The sequence below is a fragment of the Flavobacterium sp. CAN_S2 genome (assembly GCF_015752255.1).
Lineage (GTDB): Bacteria > Bacteroidota > Bacteroidia > Flavobacteriales > Flavobacteriaceae > Flavobacterium.
On record NZ_JADOVA010000001.1, the window covers coordinates 345,317 to 368,884 of the forward strand.

22 protein-coding genes are annotated in these 23,568 nt (G+C 34.6%); 13 read left to right on the forward strand and 9 right to left on the reverse strand.

The window, feature by feature from the left end:
- Positions 1-229 precede the first annotated feature (229 nt).
- Complete coding sequence (locus IWX80_RS01600) at positions 230-2,419, reverse strand: glutamine synthetase III family protein (RefSeq protein ID WP_196851894.1); 2,190 nt, start codon at positions 2,417-2,419, stop codon at positions 230-232.
- Positions 2,420-2,713: 294 nt separating this feature from the next.
- Between IWX80_RS01600 and IWX80_RS01605 the strand changes: the two genes are divergently transcribed.
- A complete protein-coding gene (locus IWX80_RS01605) occupies positions 2,714-3,661 on the forward strand; it encodes a TerC family protein (RefSeq protein ID WP_196851895.1) in 948 nt (315 codons plus the stop codon).
- 69 nt (positions 3,662-3,730) lie between these two features.
- On the opposite strand, the gene IWX80_RS01610 is transcribed toward IWX80_RS01605, so the two are convergent.
- Positions 3,731-4,231 (reverse strand): hypothetical protein, encoded by a 501-nt coding sequence (locus tag IWX80_RS01610; protein ID WP_196851896.1) that lies wholly within the window; start codon positions 4,229-4,231, stop codon positions 3,731-3,733.
- An 86-nt stretch (positions 4,232-4,317) separates the two neighbouring features.
- Here IWX80_RS01610 and IWX80_RS01615 point away from each other — a divergent pair, with 86 nt between their 5' ends.
- Positions 4,318-4,890, forward strand: a complete 573-nt coding sequence (locus tag IWX80_RS01615; RefSeq protein WP_196851897.1) for a DUF1543 domain-containing protein — start codon at positions 4,318-4,320, stop codon at positions 4,888-4,890.
- Between the two features lie 65 nt (positions 4,891-4,955).
- Here IWX80_RS01615 and IWX80_RS01620 read toward each other — a convergent pair whose 3' ends face one another.
- Both IWX80_RS01620 and IWX80_RS01625 read right to left on the reverse strand, forming a co-directional pair.
- A complete protein-coding gene (locus tag IWX80_RS01620) occupies positions 4,956-5,822 on the reverse strand; it encodes an alpha/beta hydrolase (RefSeq protein WP_196851898.1) in 867 nt (288 codons plus the stop codon).
- Between the two features lie 192 nt (positions 5,823-6,014).
- Positions 6,015-9,467, reverse strand: a complete 3,453-nt coding sequence (locus tag IWX80_RS01625) for a methylmalonyl-CoA mutase family protein (RefSeq protein ID WP_196851899.1) — start codon at positions 9,465-9,467, stop codon at positions 6,015-6,017.
- Between the two features lie 311 nt (positions 9,468-9,778).
- Here IWX80_RS01625 and IWX80_RS01630 point away from each other — a divergent pair, with 311 nt between their 5' ends.
- The gene (locus IWX80_RS01630; RefSeq protein ID WP_121364976.1) at positions 9,779-10,486 is read left to right on the forward strand and encodes a DUF4197 domain-containing protein; all 708 of its coding nucleotides are present in this window, start codon (positions 9,779-9,781) and stop codon (positions 10,484-10,486) included.
- A 125-nt stretch (positions 10,487-10,611) separates the two neighbouring features.
- Complete coding sequence (purU, locus tag IWX80_RS01635; RefSeq protein ID WP_196851900.1) at positions 10,612-11,466, forward strand: formyltetrahydrofolate deformylase; 855 nt, start codon at positions 10,612-10,614, stop codon at positions 11,464-11,466.
- 114 nt (positions 11,467-11,580) lie between these two features.
- Here purU and IWX80_RS01640 read toward each other — a convergent pair whose 3' ends face one another.
- Together IWX80_RS01640 and IWX80_RS01645 are read right to left on the reverse strand one after the other, a co-directional pair.
- Positions 11,581-13,065: a catalase gene (locus IWX80_RS01640; protein WP_196851901.1), complete on the reverse strand. Its 1,485-nt coding sequence runs from the start codon at positions 13,063-13,065 to the stop codon at positions 11,581-11,583.
- 349 nt (positions 13,066-13,414) lie between these two features.
- The gene (locus IWX80_RS01645; RefSeq protein WP_196851902.1) at positions 13,415-14,200 is read right to left on the reverse strand and encodes an alpha/beta fold hydrolase; all 786 of its coding nucleotides are present in this window, start codon (positions 14,198-14,200) and stop codon (positions 13,415-13,417) included.
- Positions 14,201-14,306: 106 nt separating this feature from the next.
- On the opposite strand from IWX80_RS01645, the gene IWX80_RS01650 reads away from it, so the two are divergent.
- Entirely contained in the window at positions 14,307-14,456 is a 150-nt protein-coding gene (locus IWX80_RS01650) for a hypothetical protein (protein WP_196851903.1), read from the forward strand.
- Here the strand turns inward: IWX80_RS01650 and IWX80_RS01655 are convergent.
- The gene (locus tag IWX80_RS01655; RefSeq protein ID WP_196851904.1) at positions 14,451-15,251 is read right to left on the reverse strand and encodes an ABC transporter substrate-binding protein; all 801 of its coding nucleotides are present in this window, start codon (positions 15,249-15,251) and stop codon (positions 14,451-14,453) included. The genes IWX80_RS01650 and IWX80_RS01655 overlap by 6 nt on opposite strands.
- A gap of 324 nt (positions 15,252-15,575) precedes the next feature.
- Positions 15,576-16,415, reverse strand: coding sequence for an orotidine-5'-phosphate decarboxylase (pyrF, locus tag IWX80_RS01660; protein ID WP_196851905.1), 840 nt, complete (start codon positions 16,413-16,415; stop codon positions 15,576-15,578).
- Positions 16,416-16,949: 534 nt separating this feature from the next.
- Between pyrF and IWX80_RS01665 the strand changes: the two genes are divergently transcribed.
- From IWX80_RS01665 to IWX80_RS01700, 8 genes are all read left to right on the forward strand, one after another.
- A complete protein-coding gene (locus tag IWX80_RS01665) occupies positions 16,950-17,513 on the forward strand; it encodes a helix-turn-helix domain-containing protein (protein ID WP_196851906.1) in 564 nt (187 codons plus the stop codon).
- Between the two features lie 11 nt (positions 17,514-17,524).
- Entirely contained in the window at positions 17,525-17,971 is a 447-nt protein-coding gene (locus IWX80_RS01670) for a response regulator (protein ID WP_113633515.1), read from the forward strand.
- Between the two features lies 1 nt (position 17,972).
- The gene (locus tag IWX80_RS01675) at positions 17,973-19,754 is read left to right on the forward strand and encodes a sensor histidine kinase (RefSeq protein ID WP_196851907.1); all 1,782 of its coding nucleotides are present in this window, start codon (positions 17,973-17,975) and stop codon (positions 19,752-19,754) included.
- A gap of 476 nt (positions 19,755-20,230) precedes the next feature.
- Positions 20,231-20,869: a porin family protein gene (locus tag IWX80_RS01680; protein ID WP_196851908.1), complete on the forward strand. Its 639-nt coding sequence runs from the start codon at positions 20,231-20,233 to the stop codon at positions 20,867-20,869.
- Positions 20,870-20,894: 25 nt separating this feature from the next.
- The gene (locus IWX80_RS01685; RefSeq protein WP_113633518.1) at positions 20,895-21,038 is read left to right on the forward strand and encodes a lmo0937 family membrane protein; all 144 of its coding nucleotides are present in this window, start codon (positions 20,895-20,897) and stop codon (positions 21,036-21,038) included.
- 29 nt (positions 21,039-21,067) lie between these two features.
- On the forward strand, positions 21,068-21,364 hold the full coding sequence (locus IWX80_RS01690) for a YtxH domain-containing protein (RefSeq protein WP_196851909.1): 297 nt from the start codon (positions 21,068-21,070) through the stop codon (positions 21,362-21,364).
- Positions 21,365-21,448: 84 nt separating this feature from the next.
- Positions 21,449-21,985 carry a hypothetical protein gene (locus IWX80_RS01695; RefSeq protein ID WP_196851910.1) on the forward strand — a complete coding sequence of 179 codons (537 nt, stop codon included), beginning with the start codon at positions 21,449-21,451 and terminating at the stop codon, positions 21,983-21,985.
- 12 nt (positions 21,986-21,997) lie between these two features.
- Positions 21,998-22,342 carry a hypothetical protein gene (locus tag IWX80_RS01700; protein ID WP_196851911.1) on the forward strand — a complete coding sequence of 115 codons (345 nt, stop codon included), beginning with the start codon at positions 21,998-22,000 and terminating at the stop codon, positions 22,340-22,342.
- Positions 22,343-22,422: 80 nt separating this feature from the next.
- On the opposite strand, the gene prfA is transcribed toward IWX80_RS01700, so the two are convergent.
- Positions 22,423-23,499 (reverse strand): peptide chain release factor 1, encoded by a 1,077-nt coding sequence (gene prfA / locus IWX80_RS01705; protein WP_091174156.1) that lies wholly within the window; start codon positions 23,497-23,499, stop codon positions 22,423-22,425.
- Positions 23,500-23,568: the final 69 nt, after the last annotated feature.

The window sequence follows — 23,568 nt, forward strand, 5'->3', positions numbered from 1 at the left end:
AAGTTCTAAAATTGCTAAAAAATATAGTACAAACTACATTATTAGATACTAACATAAATGAACCTATTTCATAACTCTATATTTGAAACTTCTTAAAAAAATAAACCAAGATATTAATACTTTATATGAGTAAACCAATCTTGCTATTTTGCATTATGAAAAGATTTATGATAAAAAAAATGCCTTTCCAAAAAGGAAAGGCATTTAAAGATTATAGAAATATTACTTACTACTTAGTAAATAACAATTCTCTATATTTAGTTAAAGTCCAGATTTCATTATCTACCAATAACTCTAATTTATCACAATGATTTCTGATAATTTCAAAGTATGGTTTTACTTTATTACAATATGCTTCTGCCATTTCCTGCGCATCAGTCAAATTATTCGCTATCTTTCTTTCGTTTGTCATCTCCTCAACTTTTGAGTTAATACCTTCAATATGTCCTGAAATTTCTTTTATCAAAACAATTTGCTCTTTAGCTATTGTTTCAAAATCATCCCCAAAAATATCTTTTAACCCTTTAACATTAGCAATCAAAGTATTTTGGTAACGAATTGCCGTAGGAATAACGTGATTTTTAGAAATATCACCTAAAACTCTTCCTTCAATTTGGATTTTTTTAGTGTACTCCTCTAGTTCAATTTCGTATCGAGCTTCAACTTCAATATGGTTCATGATGTTTAATTCCGAAAACAAATCTAATGACTGCTTAGAAATTCTGGCTTTTAATGCTTCAGGTGTAGTTTTGAAATTACTTAATCCTCTTTTTGCAGCTTCTGCTTCCCATTCTTCGCTATATCCGTCTCCTTCGAAAAGGATTTTTTTAGATTGTTTGATGTACTCTCTTAAAACATTGAAGATCGCATCATCTTTCTTCATGTCTTTAGAATCAATTAATGAATCAACCTCAACTTTAAAGTCTCTTAATTGTTTTGCAACAATTGCATTTAAGGTAGTCATTGCATTAGAACAGTTTGCTGTAGAACCTACCGCTCTGAACTCAAATTTATTTCCTGTAAAAGCAAATGGGGAAGTTCTGTTTCTGTCTGTATTGTCTAAAAGAACATCTGGAATTTTCCCTACTACATTTAGTTTTAAATCGGTTTTCTCTTCAGGAGATAATTTACCAGTAGTTACACCTTCTAATTCCGCTAAAACTTTAGTCAATTGTCCACCAATGAATACGGAGATGATTGCCGGTGGTGCTTCGTTTGCTCCTAATCTATGGTCATTACTTGCAGATGCTATAGCTGCTCTTAATAATGACTCATTATCATTTACAGCTTTGATGGTATTGATAAAGAAAGTCAAAAACTGTAAATTACTCATTGGTGTTTTGCTTGGACTCAACAAGTTGACACCAGTATCTGTAGCTAATGACCAGTTATTGTGCTTCCCTGAACCATTCACACCCTTGAAAGGTTTTTCATGAAACAACACTTTCAATTCGTGACGTTCGGCTACTTTTTGCATTACATCCATCAACAAACAGTTGTGGTCTACAGCCAAATTTGTTTCTTCAAAAATAGGAGCCAATTCAAATTGATTTGGTGCTACTTCGTTGTGACGTGTTTTTACAGGAATTCCTAACAACATACATTCTTGCTCCAAATCTCTCATGTAAGTCAATGCACGTGTTGGAATAGAACCAAAATAATGGTCATCTAATTGTTGCCCTTTTGCAGAAGTGTGTCCTAATAGAGTTCTTCCTGTCATAATAAGGTCAGGACGAGAATTTGCTAACGCTCTGTCTACTAAGAAATATTCTTGTTCCCAACCTAAAGTTGCGGTAACTTTTTTTACATTTTTATCAAAATATTTACATACTTCGGTAGCTGCATCATCCATGACCATAAGAGCACGCAACAAAGGTGTCTTATAATCTAAAGCCTCTCCAGTGTACGAAATAAAAACAGTTGGAATACATAAAGTAGTTCCAAAAATAAATGCTGGAGATGTTGGATCCCAAGCGGTATATCCTCTTGCCTCGAATGTGTTTCTAATTCCACCATTTGGAAAACTGGAAGCATCCGGTTCTTGTTGTACTAATTGAGCACCACCAAATTTTTCTACAGGATCGCTACCGTCATAAGATGTCTCAAAAAAAGCATCGTGTTTCTCAGCAGTTGTCCCTGTAAGTGGTTGAAACCAGTGCGTATAATGAGTCACTCCTTTAGACAAAGCCCACTCTTTCATACCCATGGCGATATAATCAGCTAATTTTCTGTCTATTTTAGTTCCATGCTGTACTGCATCGCGCACTCCTTTAAAAGCATCAGAAGTCAAAAATTGCTTCATTGCTTTGTCATTAAAGACATTTGAACCAAAAATAGTAGATTTTCTATCAGATTCTTCAAATTTAACTGGCTTTCTGGTCGATGCTTCTCTCAAAGCTTGAAAACGTAATGTTGACATAAAAATTGTTTTTAATTAATTAGACCCCTATTATTTTGATGCAAATATAATTTAATTATTACTTTTAGAAAATTTTGCCTCTAATTTTTATGGGCTAAAGACCGAAATTTGTGAAATTAATAAAAATATGTGCTTAAAATCACAACTTAGTAATTTTAAGGCCGTTATTTTCGAAAGTGACAGATTACACAAAAAATCAAAAAGAGTAAAAAGTCAGTAACTTTTCCTTAAAATTTCTAGTTAAGTTAAACAATCAAAAAGTATCTTTACGCAAAATATAAATACCTAAAATTTATGATTGTCTGGATTTCTTTTTTAACCGCTGTTTTGATTTTTCTAGCCCTTGATTTGGGAGTTTTTAATAAAACACCTCACATTATAAGTTCCAAAGAAGCAGGGAAATGGACCGCAATATGGGTTACATTATCTTTTATGTTCTCAGGAGTAATCTACTGGCTTTACACTACGGATTATATTGCCAATCCAGATTCTTTGAAACCTGCTGCCGCATCAATAAAGTTCATCACGGGCTATTTGATAGAATTATCCCTTAGTATTGATAACATTTTTGTCATCGCTATTATTTTTTCTGCATTTAAAATTCCACAAAAATACCAACATCGAGTATTGTTTTGGGGAATCTTAGGTGCAATTATATTTAGAGGTTTAATGATCTATTTTGGCGTTTTACTGATTAATAAATTTTCATGGATGACCTATATTTTTGGAGGTTTTCTAATCTACACCGCCATGAAAATGTTATTTAGTGGAGAGGACGAAAAATTTGAACCAAAGAAATCCTTCATTTATAAAGCGCTAAAAAAAGCCATGCCAATTTCTAATCACATCGATGGAGAGCATTTCTTTGTAAAAAGAAGACACATTACAGCTGCTACTCCTCTATTTGTAGCGCTAATCGTGATTGAAGTTATGGATGTCGTTTTTGCGATTGATAGTGTTCCTGCAATTTTAGCCATAACAAGCGATCCGTTTTTAGTTTTTAGTTCTAATATCTTTGCTATTTTAGGACTGCGCTCTATGTATTTCTTTCTGGCTCACATGCTAGACAAATTTGCTCATTTGGAGTACAGTCTTATTGCCATCCTAACTTTTGTAGGTATTAAAATGCTGCTCCATGATTATCTAAAACTGCCTGAATGGGTATCACTGGCTTTTATAGCAGTTTCCCTTATCGCAGGAATAGTTGCATCGCTTAGAAAGAGCAGTAAAGAAATGGTTTAAAACTAAAAAGCACACGCAATAAAAAAAGGAAATCTCTCGATTTCCTTTTTTTATTGCTAAAATTCCTCCTTACAAATTGATTTTCTTAATGCCACTCCCATCAACTTTCAATGCAGACATTACAGAGTCAATATTATTTTTATTAATTGTTTTAGCAAAACCATCTGGTATTACAACAATTCTAAAGGTTTGGTCTTGAGTCCAACTTGCTGGCAATGTATTAAAATTAAAATTTGCCGAAAGATAGATATTCACATTAAATCTAGAATAATCAAAATTGAAATCTAATGCTCCTCCATCATTAAAATAATACGTTTGAGGCATTAACTTCCAAACATCTTGTCCATTTACTACATCATATAAATGGTATACTAAAACAGAATCCGAGGAATAAATTGGCGGATCAAATACGACCAATCTACTATAATTATTATTGGAATTGAATGAAGTGGTAACTTCAAACACTTCATTTCTTGGTCCATTATCTACATCATCATATACTTCTGTTACTTCACAACTTTGTAGTGTCATCATCCCGATGAAAACTAAAAATAAGGTAATTTTTTTCATTCGATTTCGTTTTTATAATTTATATAAAAAACTCTATCCATGAATTGTGCCAAACTTTATTGTGAAGAATATTGTACTTTTGAATTATGGAAAAGGAACTTAAATTATACATGATAATGCTAGGCTGCGTGCCAGAAGGACGGTTTATAGAGCAGCATGATATTTTTTTTGGAATTGGTAATTCCTTAAAAGAATTGATTCCTCATATCAATCTTTTTTGGCCAGAAGCCAAAGGTAAAATTCATATTGATGTTTGGCGAGAAGTTTCTTTAGTTGATGACTTCGTTATTGAAATTGTTCCAAAAAATACTGAAGCACAAGTTACCCCAGAGCAATTATTTTTCATGAATTTAGGAGGGTATAAAGAAAATGAATTTGAAGAATACCATTATAAAATGATTACAGTTGCTGCTAGTTTAGCATTAGCATCTAAAAAATCAAGAAAAACTGCATTTTACAAACATTGTGGTTTCAAAGAAGCACCTTCGCATATTGACGATCAATACGGAATTGATATAGATGATATTTACAATGTTGCAGATATGCTGCCAGCGCATTTCAAAGCTTTATATTCGTTAAAAATCACAAAGTCAGAAATACAATTAGAGCAAAATCCACTGCATATAGGCTATTTGAAATTGAAAAAAATCAAAGAATAAACAAATAAAAAGGCCTTTCATAATTATCTACGAAAGGCCTTTTAAAATTATTATAAACACAAAGTCTATTTCAACACTGTAGCATTATTTTTTAAAATCTTGCTAAAAAACAGCACATGAGAAGGCAACGCATTTTCCCAGTATTCCCAAGTATGCGCTCCTGGACGTTCTGTGTAATCGTGAGCAACTTTACTATAAACAAGTCTTCGGTGTAACTCGCGATTGGATTCAATCAAAAAATCATCTACACCACAATCTATAATCAATTCCAGTTTATTGCTTTTTATTTTATCCACCATATTCAAAACCGCATTAGCTGCATATACTTCCTGAGGAGCACCTTCAGTTCCAAAAATAGGTTCCATTAACTTCGTAACTCGTTCCTTAGATTCCGGATTAATCATACTTCCCATATCTACCGCTCCACTCATGCTACCTGCGGCACAAAAAAGTTCCGGATGTCTTGTAGAAAGATATAATGCCCCATGGCCTCCCATGGAAAGCCCAGTAATTACGCGCCCTTTTCTGTCATTTATGGTTCGATACGTGTTATCTACTTTCGCAATAACTTCTTTCGTGATATAAGTTTCAAACTGGCTTCCTTTATTTACTGGACTATCTAGATAAAAACTGAATGTTTCCCCTTCTGGCATTACAATTATGATATTATATTGATCAGCTAAATTGTGTAATAAATTCTTATCCGGAGTTTTGGATAACCAATCATTAAAATGGCCATAAGCGCCATGCAATAGGTAAAGAACAGGATAATTAATTTTGCTTTTAGCATAAGAACTTGGTAAAACTACCGCAGCTTTATACGTTTTATTCATTGCCAAACTAGGAATTTGCAGCGTATCGGCTTTTGCCGCATAAGAATCGGCAACATAGCCAAAAAGAAAAAATAAGAATACAATTTGAAGTTTTTTCATTTGAACGTTTTTTAGATGATTGAAAAGTAAATATAATACTTTAGAATAAATAAAACTAAGCCACAATAATTACTAAAAAAAAGCCTCTCATTACTGAAAGGCCTTTTAAAAATATTTAATGCAAACTCTTACAACCCGAAAGCGGGATAAGCGATTCACACACTTTTTGCGTTGCAAAAAGTGGTTCTCTGCTTACATATTTCTTCTATACTGTCCACCTACTTCAAACAAAGCCGAAGTAATTTGTCCCAAAGAACAAACCTTCGTTGCTTCCATTAAATGTTCAAATAAGTTTTCGTTTTTAATGGCAGCTTCCTGAAGCGTATTTAAATGCTCATTTACTAAATCTTGATTCGATTGATGCAAATGGTTCAACATATCAATTTGGTATTGTTTTTCTTCTTCGGTGGCACGAATTACTTCGGCTGGAATTACTGTAGGGGAACCTTTGGAACTCAAGAACGTATTCACACCAATAATTGGGAATTCACCCGTATGTTTCAAAGTCTCATAATACAAACTTTCTTCTTGAATTTTAGAACGTTGATACATTGTTTCCATAGCGCCAAGAACGCCACCACGTTCCGTAATTCTATCAAATTCCTGTAAAACTGCAGCTTCCACTAAATCTGTCAATTCTTCGATAATGAAAGCTCCTTGAATTGGATTTTCATTTTTAGCCAAACCTAATTCTTTATTGATAATCAACTGTATCGCCATCGCACGACGTACGGATTCTTCCGTAGGCGTTGTGATTGCTTCATCATACGCATTGGTATGCAATGAATTACAGTTATCATAAATCGCATATAACGCTTGTAAAGTCGTACGAATATCATTGAAATCAATTTCCTGTGCGTGCAAAGAACGTCCCGAAGTCTGAATGTGGTATTTCAACATTTGCGCACGTTCGTTAGCTCCGTATTTATTTTTCATGGCTTTCGCCCAAATTTTACGTGCCACACGACCAATAACGGCATATTCCGGATCTACTCCATTCGAGAAAAAGAAAGATAAATTTGGTCCAAAATCATTGATATTCATTCCACGACTCAAATAATATTCCACATACGTGAAACCATTAGAAAGTGTAAATGCCAATTGCGTGATTGGATTTGCACCCGCTTCTGCAATGTGATATCCTGAGATAGAAACCGAATAGAAGTTTCTAACATTCTTGGTAATGAAATATTCCTGTACATCTCCCATCAATCGAAGGGCAAATTCAGTAGAGAAAATACAAGTATTTTGTGCTTGATCTTCTTTTAAAATATCCGCCTGAACCGTTCCACGAACTTGAGACAACGTTCTTGCTTTGATTTCGTCATACACTTCCAAAAGCAAAACCTGATCTCCGGTAACACCCAAAAGCATCAACCCTAAACCATTATTTCCATCGGGTAAATCGCCTTGATAATGAGGTCTTTCGACTCCTTTAGATGCATATATTTTGTTGATTTTTGTTTCAACTTCTTTTTCAAGATTATTTTCTTTGATGTAAAACTCACATTGTTGGTCAATCGCAGCATTCATGAAAAATCCTAACAACATTGGTGCTGGTCCATTGATAGTCATACTCACCGAAGTCATGGCGTGAACCAAATCGAAACCAGAATATAATTTTTTGGCATCATCCAAACAACAAATAGAAACTCCTGCATTCCCGATTTTTCCATAAATATCAGGACGCACATGTGGATCGTTTCCGTATAAAGTCACACTGTCAAAAGCTGTTGACAATCGTTTTGCAGGCAATCCCGCGCTCACATAATGAAAACGTTTGTTGGTTCTTTCCGGTCCGCCTTCTCCAGCAAACATACGAGAAGGATCTTCTCCTTCACGTTTGAAAGGATACAAACCAGCGGTGAAAGGAAATTCTCCAGGAACATTTTCCTGCAAACACCAACGTAAAATATCACCCCAAGCTTTATACTTTGGTAATGCAATTTTTGGAATTTGAGAATGCGAAAGTGACTCTGTATGCGTAGCCATTTTTATTTCTCTGTCACGAACTTTAAATGTATAAACTGGATTTTTGTACTTGTTTACTTTTTCGTCCCAAGTCAAAATGATTTCCCAATTGTAAGGATCCAAATCCATTTTTACTTTGTCAAACTGATTCAGTAAAAGATTCAAAAAGATTTTGTCCTCAGCAGCACCTGGTTTTTCAGATTCTAAAGCACTTGGCAAAACGGAATCATCATTAATTCCAGCTTTGTTTAACTCAGGAGTTTTTTTAGCTACGGTTTCAATCGTTTTGAAAATTCCATATAATTTCTGTGCAACTTGTTCTTGACTTACAGCCGTAACATCATATTTACGATTGCTTTCAGCAATTTCAGATAAGTAACGCGTTCTGTGCGGCGGAATAACGAAAATTTTCTCGCTCATTTCACGCGTGATTTGGAACGTAGATTTCAAATCAGAATTTGTTTTTTCATGGACTTTATCCATAATTGCTTTGTACAGCGTATTCATTCCAGGATCGTTAAACTGCGAAGCAATCGTCCCGAATACCGGAAGTGTATCTAAATTAGCATCCCAAAGATTGTGGTTGCGTTGGTATTGTTTTTTCACGTCTCTCAATGCATCAAGAGAACCGCGTTTGTCGAATTTGTTTATTGCTACCAAGTCGGCAAAATCAAGCATGTCGATTTTTTCCAATTGGGTTGCAGCACCAAATTCTGGTGTCATCACATATAAAGATACATCAGAATGGTCCATGATTTCCGTATCAGATTGCCCGATTCCAGAAGTTTCCAAGATAATGATATCATAATTTGCCGCTTTAATCACTTGAATCGCATCAGCAACATATTTAGACAAAGCCAAATTGGATTGACGTGTAGCCAATGAACGCATGTAAACACGAGGATTATTGATGGCATTCATTCGAATCCTATCTCCTAATAACGCACCACCCGTTTTACGTTTAGATGGATCTACTGATATTAATCCGATCGTTTTTTCTGGAAAATCAATTAGAAAACGACGCACTAATTCATCCACCAATGATGATTTTCCTGCTCCGCCTGTTCCTGTAATTCCAAGAACCGGAATCGTACTATTTTCATTCTTTTTTTGGATGGCTTCCAAAGTTTTAGCAGCAACATCCGGAAAGTTTTCTGCTGATGAAATAATTCTGGCAATTGCTTTTGAATTTTTTTCTTCTAAATGATTAATTTCATCCGTCAGCTTATCACCAACCGGATAATCCGATTTTTGTACCAAATCGTTTATCATTCCTTGTAATCCCATCGCACGGCCATCATCTGGAGCATAAATTCTGGTGATTCCGTACGCTTGCAATTCAGCAATTTCTGAAGGTAGAATTACACCACCACCGCCGCCAAATATTTTGATTTGGCCCGCTCCTTTTTCCTGAAGCAAGTCATACATGTATTTAAAATATTCGTTATGTCCTCCTTGATAGGAAGTTATCGCAATTGCATTCGCATCTTCTTGAATCGCGGTATTAACTACTTCTTCCACGCTGCGGTCGTGACCTAGATGAATCACCTCAACACCAGTAGATTGAATAATTCTACGCATGATATTGATTGCTGCATCGTGACCATCAAAAAGGGCTGCTGCGGTTACAATTCTTACTTTATTAACAGGGATATACGGTTTTACGGGTTCCATTTTATGAATATGATAATTTAAGTGTGCAATTTACAATTTTATTTTAAAAATTATTTGATGTTGCTGCTCGTTGTTAATAAATAAGGAAGAATTTTGTTATTTAGCCCCGATTGCAGCGACATCTCCCGATTTAGAAAAACAAGGCTTTTTTTTAGCCGTAGTTTTTATTTATCGGGAATACAGCGGAAAGCGGGACAAATCGTCATTAATACTACTAAACTTTGTGCTGCTAAAGAATAGTTGGCTTTGTTTTTGAATAAGTAGTATTTTTACAAATGCCGGAAGGCGAATTAATCAATAAACAATTTACGATGAAGAAAATTTTAGTTTTAGCAGTAGCAATTTCACTTTCCAGTTGTGCCGAAATGCAACAAGTTATGAATCAATTCCCGCAAACGCAAGGAATTGGCGGTGTTGATATTGCCGGCGGATTAAAGGAAGCACTGAATAATGGGATTTCAAAACAGGTGACCAAACTGACCGCTACCGATGGTTTTTACAGAAATGAAGCCGTAAAAATTTTATTGCCGGAAGAATTGAGAAAAGTAGACGCGGGTTTGAGAAGAATTGGATTGAGTTCTTTGGCTGACGAAGGTTTGAAAGTATTAAATCGTGCTGCCGAAGATGCGGTAAAGGAAGCTACGCCAATATTTGTTGACGCTGTTAGAAACATGACCTTTATGGATGCCAAAACGATATTGATGGGCAATGAAAGTTCGGCTACGAATTATTTACAAAACAGCACTTCAACGGCTTTATACGGAAAATTCAATCCGGTGATTAAAAATTCGTTTACTAAAGTTGGTGCCGATAAAGTTTGGACTAACATTATTACAAAATACAACAGCATTCCTCTTGTAAATAAAGTGAATCCTGATTTGACGGATTATGTTACAAATCAAGCGTTGAATGGTGTTTTCAAAATGGTAGCCGTTGAAGAGAAAAACATCAGAACGAATCTAAGTGCCAGAACTTCTGTTTTGTTACAGAAAGTTTTTGCAATGCAGGATTACAAATAGATTGAAATTTGGCTGTTTTTTTTCAAACATAAAACCGCCAAATTCAACTTTTTTATAAGTACAAATTCATCTAGTTTTGAAAAATACTATTCATTACTAAGAACAAAGCTGAAAACAGAACGCTAATGCAAAAAATTACAATCCTAATCCATTGCGAAGATCAGAAAGCAATTATTGCCTCCGTTACGAATTATATTTCGTCCATTGATGGCAATATTATTTATTTAGATCAACATGTTGATGCCGATGAAAATGTATTTTTCATGCGTTTAGAATGTGAATTCAGTGCTAAAAATTGGAATATTGAAGCCATTAAAACTGATTTTCAAGCCAAGTTAGCTTCTCCGTTTAAGATGTCATGGGAAATATATACACAAGATGAAAAACCAAGAATGGCTTTGTTTGTTTCTAAATACGACCATTGCTTGTATGATATTTTAGGACGTTACAGCGCCGGCGAATTGCCTCTTGAAATTCCTTTAATCATCAGCAACCATGAAGATTTGAAAGCAGTGGCAGAACGTTTTGCTATTCCGTTTCATTATGTTCCTTTCACGAAAGATATAAAAGCAGAGGGCGAACAAAAGCAGTTGGATTTATTGAAGCAATACAATATTGACTTTATTGTTTTGGCGCGCTACATGCAAATTATCACACCCAATTTGATTGCACAATACAAGAATCAAATTATCAATATTCATCACTCTTTTCTTCCGGCGTTTCCTGGGGCAAAACCGTATCATTCTGCTTTTAAACGCGGTGTGAAAATCATTGGTGCTACCAGCCATTATGTAACCGAAGGATTGGATGAAGGTCCGATTATCGAGCAGGATATTGCCCGAGTTTCGCACAGCCATTCGATAGAAGATTTTATTATGAAAGGGCGCGATCTGGAACGTATGGTTTTGGCCAGAGCAATAAAATTGCATGCCGAAAGAAAAACAATGGTTTATGACAATAAAACGGTGGTGTTTTTATAAATCCTCAGCACAGCACTCTCCAAGCCAAAGGGAGCAAAACCCGTCGAATTAAGGAATCTACGATATAAAAAAAGCTCACTTTTGGCGAGCCTTTTTTTACAAAAAATCGAAATTTTATCTTTCTAACAAATCAACATCAACTCCTAATCCTTCAGCAACTCCCGCTCCTATTCGGCCATCAACTCTATAAAAATGACTCAATTGTCGGTTAACAATTTCTTCTTTTTTGGGACCTTCGATACCTGACATGTGCGAAATGATATTATGTATCGTGTTCTGTTGCTGCTCAGGAGCCATGATTTTGAATAAATTTCCCGGTTGCGTATAATGATCGTTTTCTCCTTCGCAATTTCTGTCGTACCAATCCGCAAAATCACTGAAAACTTCCATTGGTGGTTCTTTATACGTTTGATCAATTTCCATGGAATCAAAACTATTTGGGAAATAATTCGGGTTACTGCCTCCATTTCCATCCACTCGCATTTGTCCGTCCCGTTGGTAATTATTAGTTGCAAATGGACAACGGTTGACTGGAATTTGCTCATAATTAGTTCCCAAACGATAGCGTTGCGCATCAGGATAGGACAACAATCTGCCTTGCAACATTTTATCTGGTGAATATCCAATTCCGTCAACAATATGTGCCGGTGCAAATGCCACTTGCTCAATGTCCTGAAAATAATTGTGTGGATTTTGATTTAATTCTAGCACACCAACATCAATCAGAGGAAAATCGGCGTGAGGCCAAACTTTAGTTACATCAAATGGATTTAAATAATAGTCTTGAGAATTTGCCTGTTCTTCGGTCATGACTTGGATTTGTAGATTCCATTGTGGAAAATTTCCCGAATCAATATTTTCAAACAAATCACGCTGTGCAAAATCCATATCACGCGATTTCATTTCGGCTGCTTCTTCATTGTTGAAATTTTTGATTCCCTGCGCTGTTATGAAATGAAATTTCACATAAGTGCGTTCATTTGCTACATTAATCATTGAAAATGTATGACTCCCAAAACCGTGCATGTGACGATATCCATAAGGTGTTCCTCGATCTGACATAAGTATCAATACCTGATGCAAACTCTCCGGATTTAATGACCAATAATCCCACATCATCGTTGGTGATTTCATATTGGTGTATGGATCTCGTTTTTGAGTATGGATAAAATCTCCGAACTTTTTAGGGTCTTTCACAAAGAAAACCGGTGTATTATTGCCCACCAAATCCCAATTCCCGTCCTCAGTATAAAACTTGATTGAAAAACCACGCGGATCTCTTTCGGTATCCGCTGAACCTCGTTCGCCTCCTACGGTAGAAAAACGCATGATTACTTTTGTTTCTTTTCCAATTTCAGAAAATAGTTTGGCTTTTGTGTACTTCGTGATATCGTGGGTTACGGTAAATGTTCCAAATGCGCCAGAACCTTTAGCATGAACCACGCGCTCCGGAATTCGCTCTCTATTGAAATGCGCCATTTTTTCGTGAAGAATATAATCTTGTAAAAGTAACGGTCCGCGTGAACCAACAGATTGAGAATTTTCGTTTTCTACAAATGGCCTTCCAGACGCTGTTGTAAGTTTTTCATGTGATTTCATATTAAGGTAATTTAATAGTTTTCATCAAGGAATAACAAAATACAAAACACCACTAAATTGATACTGCCTACAAAAGCAACATCGAAAAAGCAGTATTTTTCAACAGAAGAAAGTGAAATTTGAATAGGTAGAAATGGGGTAATTTCGAAATATATTCTGAAACAAAAAACGTTTCCAGAAACAACATATTAAAGTTAAAGAAACTTAACTTATGTACAACAAAGTAATAACAAAATCTTAACAGCAAAACGTTTCCTTAAGTGTGATCTTTGCAGAGTAATAAACTGGTTATTTATTATTTTGGTTTTGGTTAGTTAAAGAATTGCCTGCATGTAAATGCAGGCTTTTTTTATTTGGCCGTATTTATAAAAGAAAGTACCGCATCGTTAAAAGCATTAGGTTGTTCCACATTGACTACGTGTCCACATTTTTCTATCACAAAGAGTTTCGACGATTTATAATGATTCTCCACCACTTTACGAACCGATGGTAAAAACATATAATCTTCTTCACCCATCACATAAAGCGTAGGAATATTCAATTCGACTTGACGGAACCATTTCAGCACCGGGTTTATTTCGGCAGTGAGTTTAAACCATTTTATAAATTCTTTTTGGTATAATTTCTTGGCCTCGTTTATAAAAAGAACACGAGATTGCTTGTGACTTTTTTTAGGCATGATGACAAAGGCAAAAAACTTGTATAAAACGAGATAAGGCAATACATATTTAAACATATTTCCCAATCGCATCAATACTTGAGAACGGAAATTCATTTTCAGGATTGCACCGCCCAGAATCATACTTTGCACGCGTTCCGGATACATTTCGGCCAATTGTCTGATGAGGATTGTTCCCAATGAAATACCAACAAAATGTGATTTTTCAATTTTTAAATAATCTAGTACTTCCAGAATATCATTGGCCAAAGCCGAAAAAGTATATTTCTGTTTGAAAGCTGTCTTTAAAGTGGGCTTTGATTCTCCGTGACCTCGTAAATCCAATAACAATACATTATATTGTTTCTTGAAATCGCGAATTTGCTTGAACCAGATAGAAGAACTTCCGCCGGCACCGTGTACAAAAGTGACCCACTGCTCGGTGTTTTTATTTTCGTAAATGGTGTAATTGATCACGTATTTTTTTTGTAAAAATAGAACTTTAATTTTAAATCCCAATCTTAACAAAAAATATTGCTTGTTTTATAATTGTATGCAGTAAATTTGCAAAAAAATTACACCGATGATTGGATTATTGAAAGAGAAAAGTGAAATAGAAAAGCTTAAAAGAGAATACCAAATACTTGCTGAATTAAATTTCGACCTAGATAAAAACCCTTTAAAACCTGTTGTAGCTCAGGAAGAATTAATTTTAGAGGAATGCGAATTATAGTTTTTGATGCATTTTTTTAAAATAGTCAAACGCTTTTAACAGCCTACTTCCATACCAGGAAAACATTTCACCATCCACAAACACTGTCTTTGCATGATGCGTAAAACGACCTATCTCAAAAGCATCTTCTTCCTTGAAAGGATACGGCTCTGAGGATAGGAAAACCAAATCAGGATCGCCTTCCAGACGAATTTTTTTGAGTTCGATTTCCGGATAACGCCCCGAAGTTTGGTAAATATTCTGAAAATGGTTTAGTTTAAGCAATTCGTTGATGAAATTATCCGAACCAGCGACCATAAAAGGGTTTTTCCAAATAAAATACGCTACTTTTTGCTGCGGTTTATCTTTGATGAATTTTTTAAAATCGCTCAAGGCAAAAGACAATTTATCGTTCCATTTTTGGGCTTCAGTTCTGCAATTAAAGAGCTGACCAAAGTCGGTTATCATTTGAAAATTCTCTTCAATCGTGATGATATTTGTTACCCAAACCGGACAAATTTCACGCAATTCATCCACCATTTCAGCTGTATTTTCCTCTTTATTACAAATGATAATATCCGGTTGCAGCAATCTGATTTTCTCGTAGTGCACTTTTTTGGTGCCGCCAACAATTTTCTTGGTTAATTTAAAATGATACGGATGCACACAGAATTTTGTAATTCCGATGATTCGGTCTTCGAGACCTAGATCATAGAGTAATTCCGTTTGAGAGGGAACTAGTGAAATAATACGTTTTGGAGATGTTTCAAATGAATGAGTTATTCCTATTTGATCGATTAAAGTTTTTTGTTTCAAGTTTAGAGTTTAAAGTTGATAGTGTTAAAGCATCAATTTACCGCTTTTTTACCATTAAGAAATTAAGAAAAATTAAGTTTTTACAAATAAGCGCATTCTGAAAAAATAAATTGTTAAACATAAAAGTCATTTAAGTTTTTAATTTACAATTAATTTATGCAGTCAAATAGTTCATTTTAGAAAGTCATAGCTTTATAAAGAACGCTTTTAACTTATATACCTTCTTAAGTACTATTTAGCAAGCTAACATTCTTTAACTTACATGACTTATATGTTTCATAATTAAAGGCTTTATGTTTTATGTTTTGGTTACAACCTGAAACTTTAAACTTTAAACTTTAAACTCATAATTTGTTCCATTTCCTGTTGCATTTTCAACGCTTCGTCTCTAGCCTTTTGGGCAAAATCAGTTCTATTTGAGGCGTAAATAATTGCTCTGGAGGAATTGATTAATAATCCAACATTGGCATTCATTCCGTATTTGCAAACTTCTGAAAGACTTCCTCCTTGTGCGCCAACTCCCGGAACTAGTAAAAAACTGTCAGGAACAATTTTGCGGATTTCAGTAAAATATTCCGCTTTAGTAGCACCTACAACATACATCAGGTTTTCGCTGTTTTTCCAAGTTTTAGACGTTTCTAACACCTGTTTGTACAATTCTTTTCTTCCCGAAGCGTCGGAAACATTCAAAGTCTGAAAGTCGAATGCACCTTCATTGGAAGTCAAAGCCAACATAATCGTATGTTTATTTTCGAAAGCTAAAAAGGGTTCTACAGAATCTTTTCCCATATAAGGAGCAACAGTAACGCTGTCGAAATTCAAATCTTCAAAGAAAGCTTTCGCATACATTGATGACGTATTTCCAATATCTCCGCGTTTTGCATCAGCAATTGTGAAGATTTCTGGATAATTTTCGTTCAGATACTTAATTGTTTTTTGCAGTGACATCCACCCTTTTATACCATGAGCTTCATAAAAAGCAGTATTGGGTTTATAGGCGACAGTAAGGTCATGAGTTGCATCAATAATCGCTTTATTAAACTCAAAAATAGGATCTTCTGATTCTAATAAATACGATGGGATTTTTGTCAAATCAACATCTAAACCTACGCATAGGAACGATTTTTTTTGTTGAATTTGTTGGATAAGTTGTTGTGTTGTCATTTTTATGTAGTTGTGCGGCAAAATTACAAACATAGAATCAATATCAGTTACAATCCTACAATAAAAATTCAAATTTATATTCCGAAATCAAAACGCATTATTCCGGCATTACGTAAATTGAAAACACAGAAAACAGCTCTTAATCCAAAGCCAAAAACCAGTTAAAAACAGCATTTCATTACATAAAAAAGCAACTGAAAATAAAGATTTATAACGCTGAAAAAGCAGTTATATCCACGAATAATTTTTACGAATTGCCCAAAAAAAAGAACAATTTAATCTTAAAATATCTGTTAAAAAAATCACAAAATTAACGATTGTTGAACTTTTTTAAAATTCAACACCAATTAAATCCGAAAATTTTTCTATTTTTAAAAACCTAATAATCAAAACTAAACCTTTATGAATTAATTCAAATTTTGCATTAAAGTTCGAAAATCAGCTATTTCTGATTCTATAAAATGGTTTTAAGAAAATTTCAAAAATGAATTTGAAAGCAACCTTTTTATATCTTTACCGTTAAACAAAAGTCTTATGAAAGTATATTTAAAATTTGATTATGCTCAACTGACAAAAAAAATTGTTCAGGAAAAACTATCCGAATTGGGGTATAAATTTAATATTATCGGGTTTGGCGAATTTAATTTTTTAGAAAAAATACCTTCTTCAAAAGTAACCGAAATCACCGCTATTTTCAAAGAATATGGCATAGAAATAGTTGAAAATCAGAAAAGTGTTTTGGTCCAAAAAATAAAAGACGCCATCGTTGAAATGGTCAACAGTGATAAGCCGCTAAACATAAAAAGCTCCGTGTATATTGCGGACAAATTAAATCTTAGTTACGCCTATTTGTCTAATGTTTTTTCAGAAGTCACGTATACTTCTATTGAAAATTTTATTATTATTCAAAAAATAGAATTAGCGAAACAATTGATGATCAACACTCCACTTAATTTGACTGAAATTTCCATTCAATTGAATTACTCCAGCGTAGCACATTTGAGTACGCAATTCAAGCATACCACTGGAATGACGCCTTCTGCTTTCCAGCGCATTATTTCGAAACGAAGAGAATTATCCAATAAAAACAACAATTAAACCAATAGTATATGACTACTGATTTCATAAATATTTGCCTTGCAGACGATGACGAAGATGACAGATTGTTTTTTACGGATGCATTTGATGAATTAAAAATAAACACCAAAGTAAGTACCTTTAACGATGGTGTCGAGTTAATGGATTATCTGAACCATGAAGATTCTGTTTTGCCAAATGTATTGTTTCTGGATTTGAACATGCCAAAAAAGAATGGCGTTGAATGTTTATTGGAAATCAAAAAAAATGAAAAGCTAAGTGATATTGCCATTGCAATTTATTCCACCTCATCATCTGAAGAACATATTGAAGAAACCTTTATAAATGGTGCCAATATCTATATTAAAAAACCAAATGATTTCGAGGATTTAAAAAAAATACTTTCTGAAGTGGTGACCATCAATTGGCAATACCACACTTCTGGCTTGAACAAAGATAATTTTTTAATGAGAATGTAAAATGAAATATATTCAACTTCATAAATCACCAGTTTTTCTAAAAATAATTTTTGTTATCTCGGTAGCGATTATTTTTTTTATTGGCGGAATTACTTTTAAGCACATTACGGTTTTAAAAAAATCGTCCGCTTTTGTAAGTAACAGCCACGAGGTGAATGCTGAACTTGAACGACTTATTTCCTATATAAAAGATGCCGAAACCGGGCAAAGAGGTTACCTTTTAAGTAATGATAAAAGTTTTCTAACACCATATCATAATTCAAAAGATTTGGTGAGAAAATCATTTAAAAGAGTTTCTCGACTGACTGCACACAGCAGAACCCAACAAAGCAATTTAAAAAAACTGTTGTATTTTATTAATAAAAGACAAAACTACCTTTCTAAGTCACTTTATATGATTGAGCAGGGGAAATATGAAAAGAACATTCTTAAAAACAATTTAATTATTGGTAAACAAACAATGGATTCTATTCGTCACAAAGTAGAAGATATGATGATTACCCAGCAAAAACTTTTAAAAAACAGGCAAAAAGAGTATGAATTAACGATGAATTATACACCGTTACTGATTTATTTGACGCTTATAACAACATTGATTTTGATTACGATTGCTTTTATTAAAATGAATCGGGATTTAGTGTTACTAAAAATCACAATAAACACGCTCTCGGTAGCGAATGAAGCCAGTAATCTTGCGGAAATAGTGGGTGGTTTTGGAAGCTGGCAATTAAATTTCGAAACCAATACCTATACTTTCTCTGACAATGAATATCGATTGTTGGGTTGCGAACCCCAATCTTTTGTAGCCAGTTTAGAAGCGTATTTGAACTTTATTCATCCTGAAGATTTAGAATATGTAATCGAAAATACCAAAAGTATTCTTACTGATAATGACCTCGCTCCTTTTACCTACCGAATTATCCGAAAAGATGGTGAGATCAGACATTTTAGAACATTAGGCCGAACAGTTACAATTGCCTCCGGAGACAAAACCTTTATAGGAACCACGAGCGATGTTACCGAAGAAGTGTATGCTCAAAAATTTATCGAAGATCGTAACAGGGAATTAGAAAGCAATAATAAGGAACTTACCGCATTCAATTACATTGCCAGTCATGATTTGCAGGAACCTTTGCGCAAAATTGAAACGTTTCTTTCTCGATTAGTCAGCAAAGACTATGATAATTTATCGAAAGCGGGACAACAATACGTGTCCAGCATTCAATCATCAGCAAACAGAATGCGAATTCTAATTCAGGATTTATTGCAATTTTCAAGAACAAATAAAGCAGAGAAAGTTTTTGAAGAAGCGGATTTAAATTCTTTATTGGAAAATTCAAAACAAGAATTAGCTCAAATTATAGAAGATAAAAAAGCGTTAATTGAAAATAATGAATTGCCGATTTTAAACGTAATTCCGTTCCAAATTCAACAGTTGTTCACTAATTTAATCAGCAACTCCCTAAAATACAGCAAAGAAGATACAACTCCAATTATCAAAATCAACTGTTCGACGATTGTTGCAAATGAGGAAGAAATTTTACCAAGTAACAACACTAAATACCACAAAATCACTGTGGCTGATAACGGAATTGGTTTTGAACAGGAATATGCTAAAAAGATATTTATCCTTTTCAATCGACTTCATAACAAGAACGAATATGAAGGAACTGGAATTGGACTCGCTATTTGCAAAAAAATAGTAGAAAACCACAAAGGATTTATCTTTGCGAAAGGAACCACCAATGAAGGAGCGACTTTTACCATATATCTTCCTGCATAATTCAAAAGATTATTTTTAACCTATTTGGTACCATTATTTAGAATAAAAAGCTCCGAAACTGTTTAAAAATAAACACATAAAACATAGCAAAACAGAGTTGGATTTCCCTTTTTTGGTCATAACGCTTTGGTTTACAATTCTAAATTGAAACGTTTTAAAAGCAAAACCTACAAACTATGTTTCTATGTGTTTCAAAAAAATAAACTTGATTTACTTAATAGTTTATTCTTCACATTACAGATTCCTATTTGATTTCACGCAATATTCTTTCCTTGCGTTTTATAACTTTCCTTTATTTTCTCAATAGCAATAAAAGAATTAAGGTACACTAAACCCTATTCTGACGGGCATTATTTCAAGATTTTATAACCTCATATTTAAATTCTGTAACAATATTCGAAATTGATGTAACACGCAATAACTATTGCCATCGCATCTTTGTAAAACAAAAACAAACAATTAAAAAATATACAAAGATGAAAAATTTAAAGAGAGTATTAGCCGTTGTTTTAGTAACACTAGGAACTACAAATGCAATTCAAGCACAAGAAAGTGGCGCATCATTAGGAATTAAAGGAGGTTTGAACATGTCTAATTTATATACAGAAGATGTTGACGACCAAAATGTTTTGGCCGGTTTCAATATTGGTTTATTCGCACAACTTCCTATAACTTCAAGCCTAGCATTGCAACCAGAAGTTAGTTACACTACCAAAGGAGCGGAATTGCAATACGACAACGCATTTGCAGAAGGAACAGGAAAATTCAGGCTGAACTACATTGAAGTTCCTGTATTGTTGAAAGCAAATCTTACTAAGAATTTCAATGTGCAATTTGGTCCTTACGCAGCATTTCTAGTAGACTCAAAAATCACCAACGAATCAGCTAATGGATCGTACAACTTTGAAGAAAATGTTGATGAAGACGATTTAAATAAATTTGATTTCGGTGTTGCTGCTGGAGTTGGCTTTGATTTTGACAGCTTTGGAATCGGAGCCAGATACAATTATGGATTAAGCACTGTTGGAAAAGAAAGAACAGTTCTTGGACAAACCTACACGTTCCCAGATTCTAAAAATAGCGTTTTGAGTGTGTATGCAGCTATAAAATTTTAATAATTAACCACAAAATCAAAACATCATGTCAAATCTATTATACGCAGTTGCAGTGGTACTAGTAATCCTTTGGGCGTTAGGATTCTTCGTTTACAGCGTGGGCAGCATGATTCATGTTTTATTGATAATAGCAGTAATAGCCATTTTACTGCGAGTAATAAGAGGATAAATAATTTAAATTTTTAAAAAACTAAAGTCATGAAAAATAATAATGTAGCACTAGGATTACTTGGGGGATTAGCAGTAGGAACGGTATTAGGAATACTATTTGCTCCGGCGAAAGGTTGTGAAACCAGAAAAAAAATCGTTGATAAAAGTACGGACTTAGCAGAGTCGCTTAAAGATTCATCGGGTAAATTATCCAATGTGATTTCACAAACAATAAATGATCTAAAAAATGAATCCCAACAATTGTTAGGAAATACAAAAGAGATCATTAAGGCAGAAATTGCAAATGCAGACAACTTGAAAAACATTAATAAGCCAACGATTTAAGAGATAATTTCCGTTCAGCGGAAGTGTATAAAAAGTATAATTCAAAAATTAATCTCAAAAATTTATTAATTAAAAAACATTATTATGAAAAGTAAATTCGATATAAAAACAGTTTTCACAACGTTAGCTATCGTATTAGGAATAGCGACGACAAGTGCGCAGGAAGTACAAAATTACGATCAGGGATTTCGTCTTGGAGTTGGAATCAACGGAGGACTTCCTCTTGATAATCCGTACGATTTCAATTTGGGTGCCGATGCAAGACTTCAATATGATTTATCCCAAAAATACTCGTTAACCCTAACCACAGGATTCAGCAACATGTTTGTGTCAGGTGACAACAATGACTTGGGTTACATTCCTGCAAAAGCAGGTTTCAAAGCTTTTGTCCTTAAAGACCAATTGTATTTAATGGGAGAAGTTGGTGCCGCATTTGCAGTGACAAACGGATATAATGACACCTCTCTATTGTTAAGTCCAGCCATTGGATATGCAACAGATAAAATTGACATCAGTTTACGATACGAACATTTTAATGACTTTCCGGTAATTAAAAACGACGTTGTCAAAGATGGTTTAGGACAAATATCGCTACGATTAGCATACGGTTTCAAATTATAAGAAAAACCCAAAATGAAAAATTCAGTACTACTATTCGGTTTTTTTTTCCTGACAATCACTTTTACCTCGTGTAAAAGTGAACAGGAAAAGAAAGCCGAATTGGTTACCAATAAATACGTTCGCTTTATAGATTCTGTTACCCAAAAAACCACTGCTGATGCAGCGGCCAATTGGTCTACTATTGAAAAATATTTCGAAAAACAATCCACTGAACTCAATAGCACGATTGACGACTTAGAAGATACAGCGGACTTTGATGCCAAAATTGATTCAGCGACAGCCAAATATGAAGCGTTCAGACATTCTATTTGGCAACAAAAAGGAATTTTAAAAGGCGCAAACCTTTCAGAAAAATAATATTGGTTAGTTATGAATACAAAAAAACCAGCGGAAAGAAATTTTCCGCTGGTTTTTGTATGGTATCACATTCTGGTTTCTTAGAAAACCTCGCTTGCTTCTTTCAGTTTTTCCATGTTGTTGACTAATGCCAACTCATCTACAATTTTCTGAATGTCACCATTCATGATATTTCCTAAATCGTACAAAGTCAAACCTACGCGGTGATCCGTTACACGACCTTGAGCGTAATTATACGTACGGATCTTTGCAGAACGGTCACCAGAACTTACTTGAGACGTACGTGTTGTAGCATCTTCCGCTTGTTTTTTAGCTAATTCCTGTTCGTACAAACGGGAACGCAAAACGCCAAAAGCTTTATCTTTATTCTTGTGTTGTGATTTCTGATCCTGACATTGCGCCACCAAACCAGTTGGAATGTGTGTCAAACGAACCGCTGATTTCGTAGTATTTACAGATTGTCCACCAGGTCCTGACGAACAAAAGAAATCCACACGCACATCATTCATATCAATTTGTACGTCAAATTCCTCCGCTTCCGGAAGCACCATAACTGTCGCTGCAGATGTGTGAACACGTCCTTGCGTTTCCGTTTGCGGTACACGTTGCACACGGTGAACTCCCGCTTCAAACTTCAAAGTTCCGTAAACATCCTCACCCGTAACTTCAAAAATCACCTCTTTAAATCCACCCGAAGTTCCCTCGTTCATATCGACAACTGAAGTTCTCCAACCTCTGTTTTCACAATATTTCGTGTACATACGGAACAAATCCCCGGCAAAAATACTCGCTTCATCCCCACCCGTTCCGGCACGAATCTCCACCATGACATTTTTAGCATCTTCGGGATCTTTAGGAATCAACATAAACTTGATTTCTTCCTCCAGTTCCGGCAATCTTTCCTTCGCTTCTTCCAGTTGCATTTTGGCCATTTCGGTCATATCAGCATCACTGTTATCGGCAATTATTTCGTTTGCTTCATCGATATTCGCCATCAAAATAACGTATTCATCGCGCTTTTCAGCCAAAGCTTTTAAACTTTTGTACTCTTGATTCAATTGCACATAACGCTTCTGATCCGAGATAACATCCGGCTGAATAATCAAATCCGAAATCTCATCGAAACGTTGTTTTACTATTTGAAGTCTATCTAACATTTTCTTAGTCCTTTATTTAGACTACAAAATTACGAAAAAAGTATTCAGTTTGCAAGGCTCCCAATTGAG

Coding starts and splice junctions, on each gene's coding strand:
- IWX80_RS01600 (WP_196851894.1), bottom strand. CDS start 2,419: ATGTCAACATTACGTTTTCAAGCTTTGAGAGAAGCATCGACCAGAAAG.
- IWX80_RS01605 (WP_196851895.1), top strand. CDS start 2,714: ATGATTGTCTGGATTTCTTTTTTAACCGCTGTTTTGATTTTTCTAGCC.
- IWX80_RS01610 (WP_196851896.1), bottom strand. CDS start 4,231: ATGAAAAAAATTACCTTATTTTTAGTTTTCATCGGGATGATGACACTA.
- IWX80_RS01615 (WP_196851897.1), top strand. CDS start 4,318: ATGGAAAAGGAACTTAAATTATACATGATAATGCTAGGCTGCGTGCCA.
- IWX80_RS01620 (WP_196851898.1), bottom strand. CDS start 5,822: ATGAAAAAACTTCAAATTGTATTCTTATTTTTTCTTTTTGGCTATGTT.
- IWX80_RS01625 (WP_196851899.1), bottom strand. CDS start 9,467: ATGGAACCCGTAAAACCGTATATCCCTGTTAATAAAGTAAGAATTGTA.
- IWX80_RS01630 (WP_121364976.1), top strand. CDS start 9,779: ATGAAGAAAATTTTAGTTTTAGCAGTAGCAATTTCACTTTCCAGTTGT.
- purU (WP_196851900.1), top strand. CDS start 10,612: ATGCAAAAAATTACAATCCTAATCCATTGCGAAGATCAGAAAGCAATT.
- IWX80_RS01640 (WP_196851901.1), bottom strand. CDS start 13,065: ATGAAATCACATGAAAAACTTACAACAGCGTCTGGAAGGCCATTTGTA.
- IWX80_RS01650 (WP_196851903.1), top strand. CDS start 14,307: ATGATTGGATTATTGAAAGAGAAAAGTGAAATAGAAAAGCTTAAAAGA.
- pyrF (WP_196851905.1), bottom strand. CDS start 16,415: ATGACAACACAACAACTTATCCAACAAATTCAACAAAAAAAATCGTTC.
- IWX80_RS01665 (WP_196851906.1), top strand. CDS start 16,950: ATGAAAGTATATTTAAAATTTGATTATGCTCAACTGACAAAAAAAATT.
- IWX80_RS01670 (WP_113633515.1), top strand. CDS start 17,525: ATGACTACTGATTTCATAAATATTTGCCTTGCAGACGATGACGAAGAT.
- IWX80_RS01675 (WP_196851907.1), top strand. CDS start 17,973: ATGAAATATATTCAACTTCATAAATCACCAGTTTTTCTAAAAATAATT.
- IWX80_RS01680 (WP_196851908.1), top strand. CDS start 20,231: ATGAAAAATTTAAAGAGAGTATTAGCCGTTGTTTTAGTAACACTAGGA.
- IWX80_RS01685 (WP_113633518.1), top strand. CDS start 20,895: ATGTCAAATCTATTATACGCAGTTGCAGTGGTACTAGTAATCCTTTGG.
- IWX80_RS01690 (WP_196851909.1), top strand. CDS start 21,068: ATGAAAAATAATAATGTAGCACTAGGATTACTTGGGGGATTAGCAGTA.
- IWX80_RS01695 (WP_196851910.1), top strand. CDS start 21,449: ATGAAAAGTAAATTCGATATAAAAACAGTTTTCACAACGTTAGCTATC.
- IWX80_RS01700 (WP_196851911.1), top strand. CDS start 21,998: ATGAAAAATTCAGTACTACTATTCGGTTTTTTTTTCCTGACAATCACT.
- prfA (WP_091174156.1), bottom strand. CDS start 23,499: ATGTTAGATAGACTTCAAATAGTAAAACAACGTTTCGATGAGATTTCG.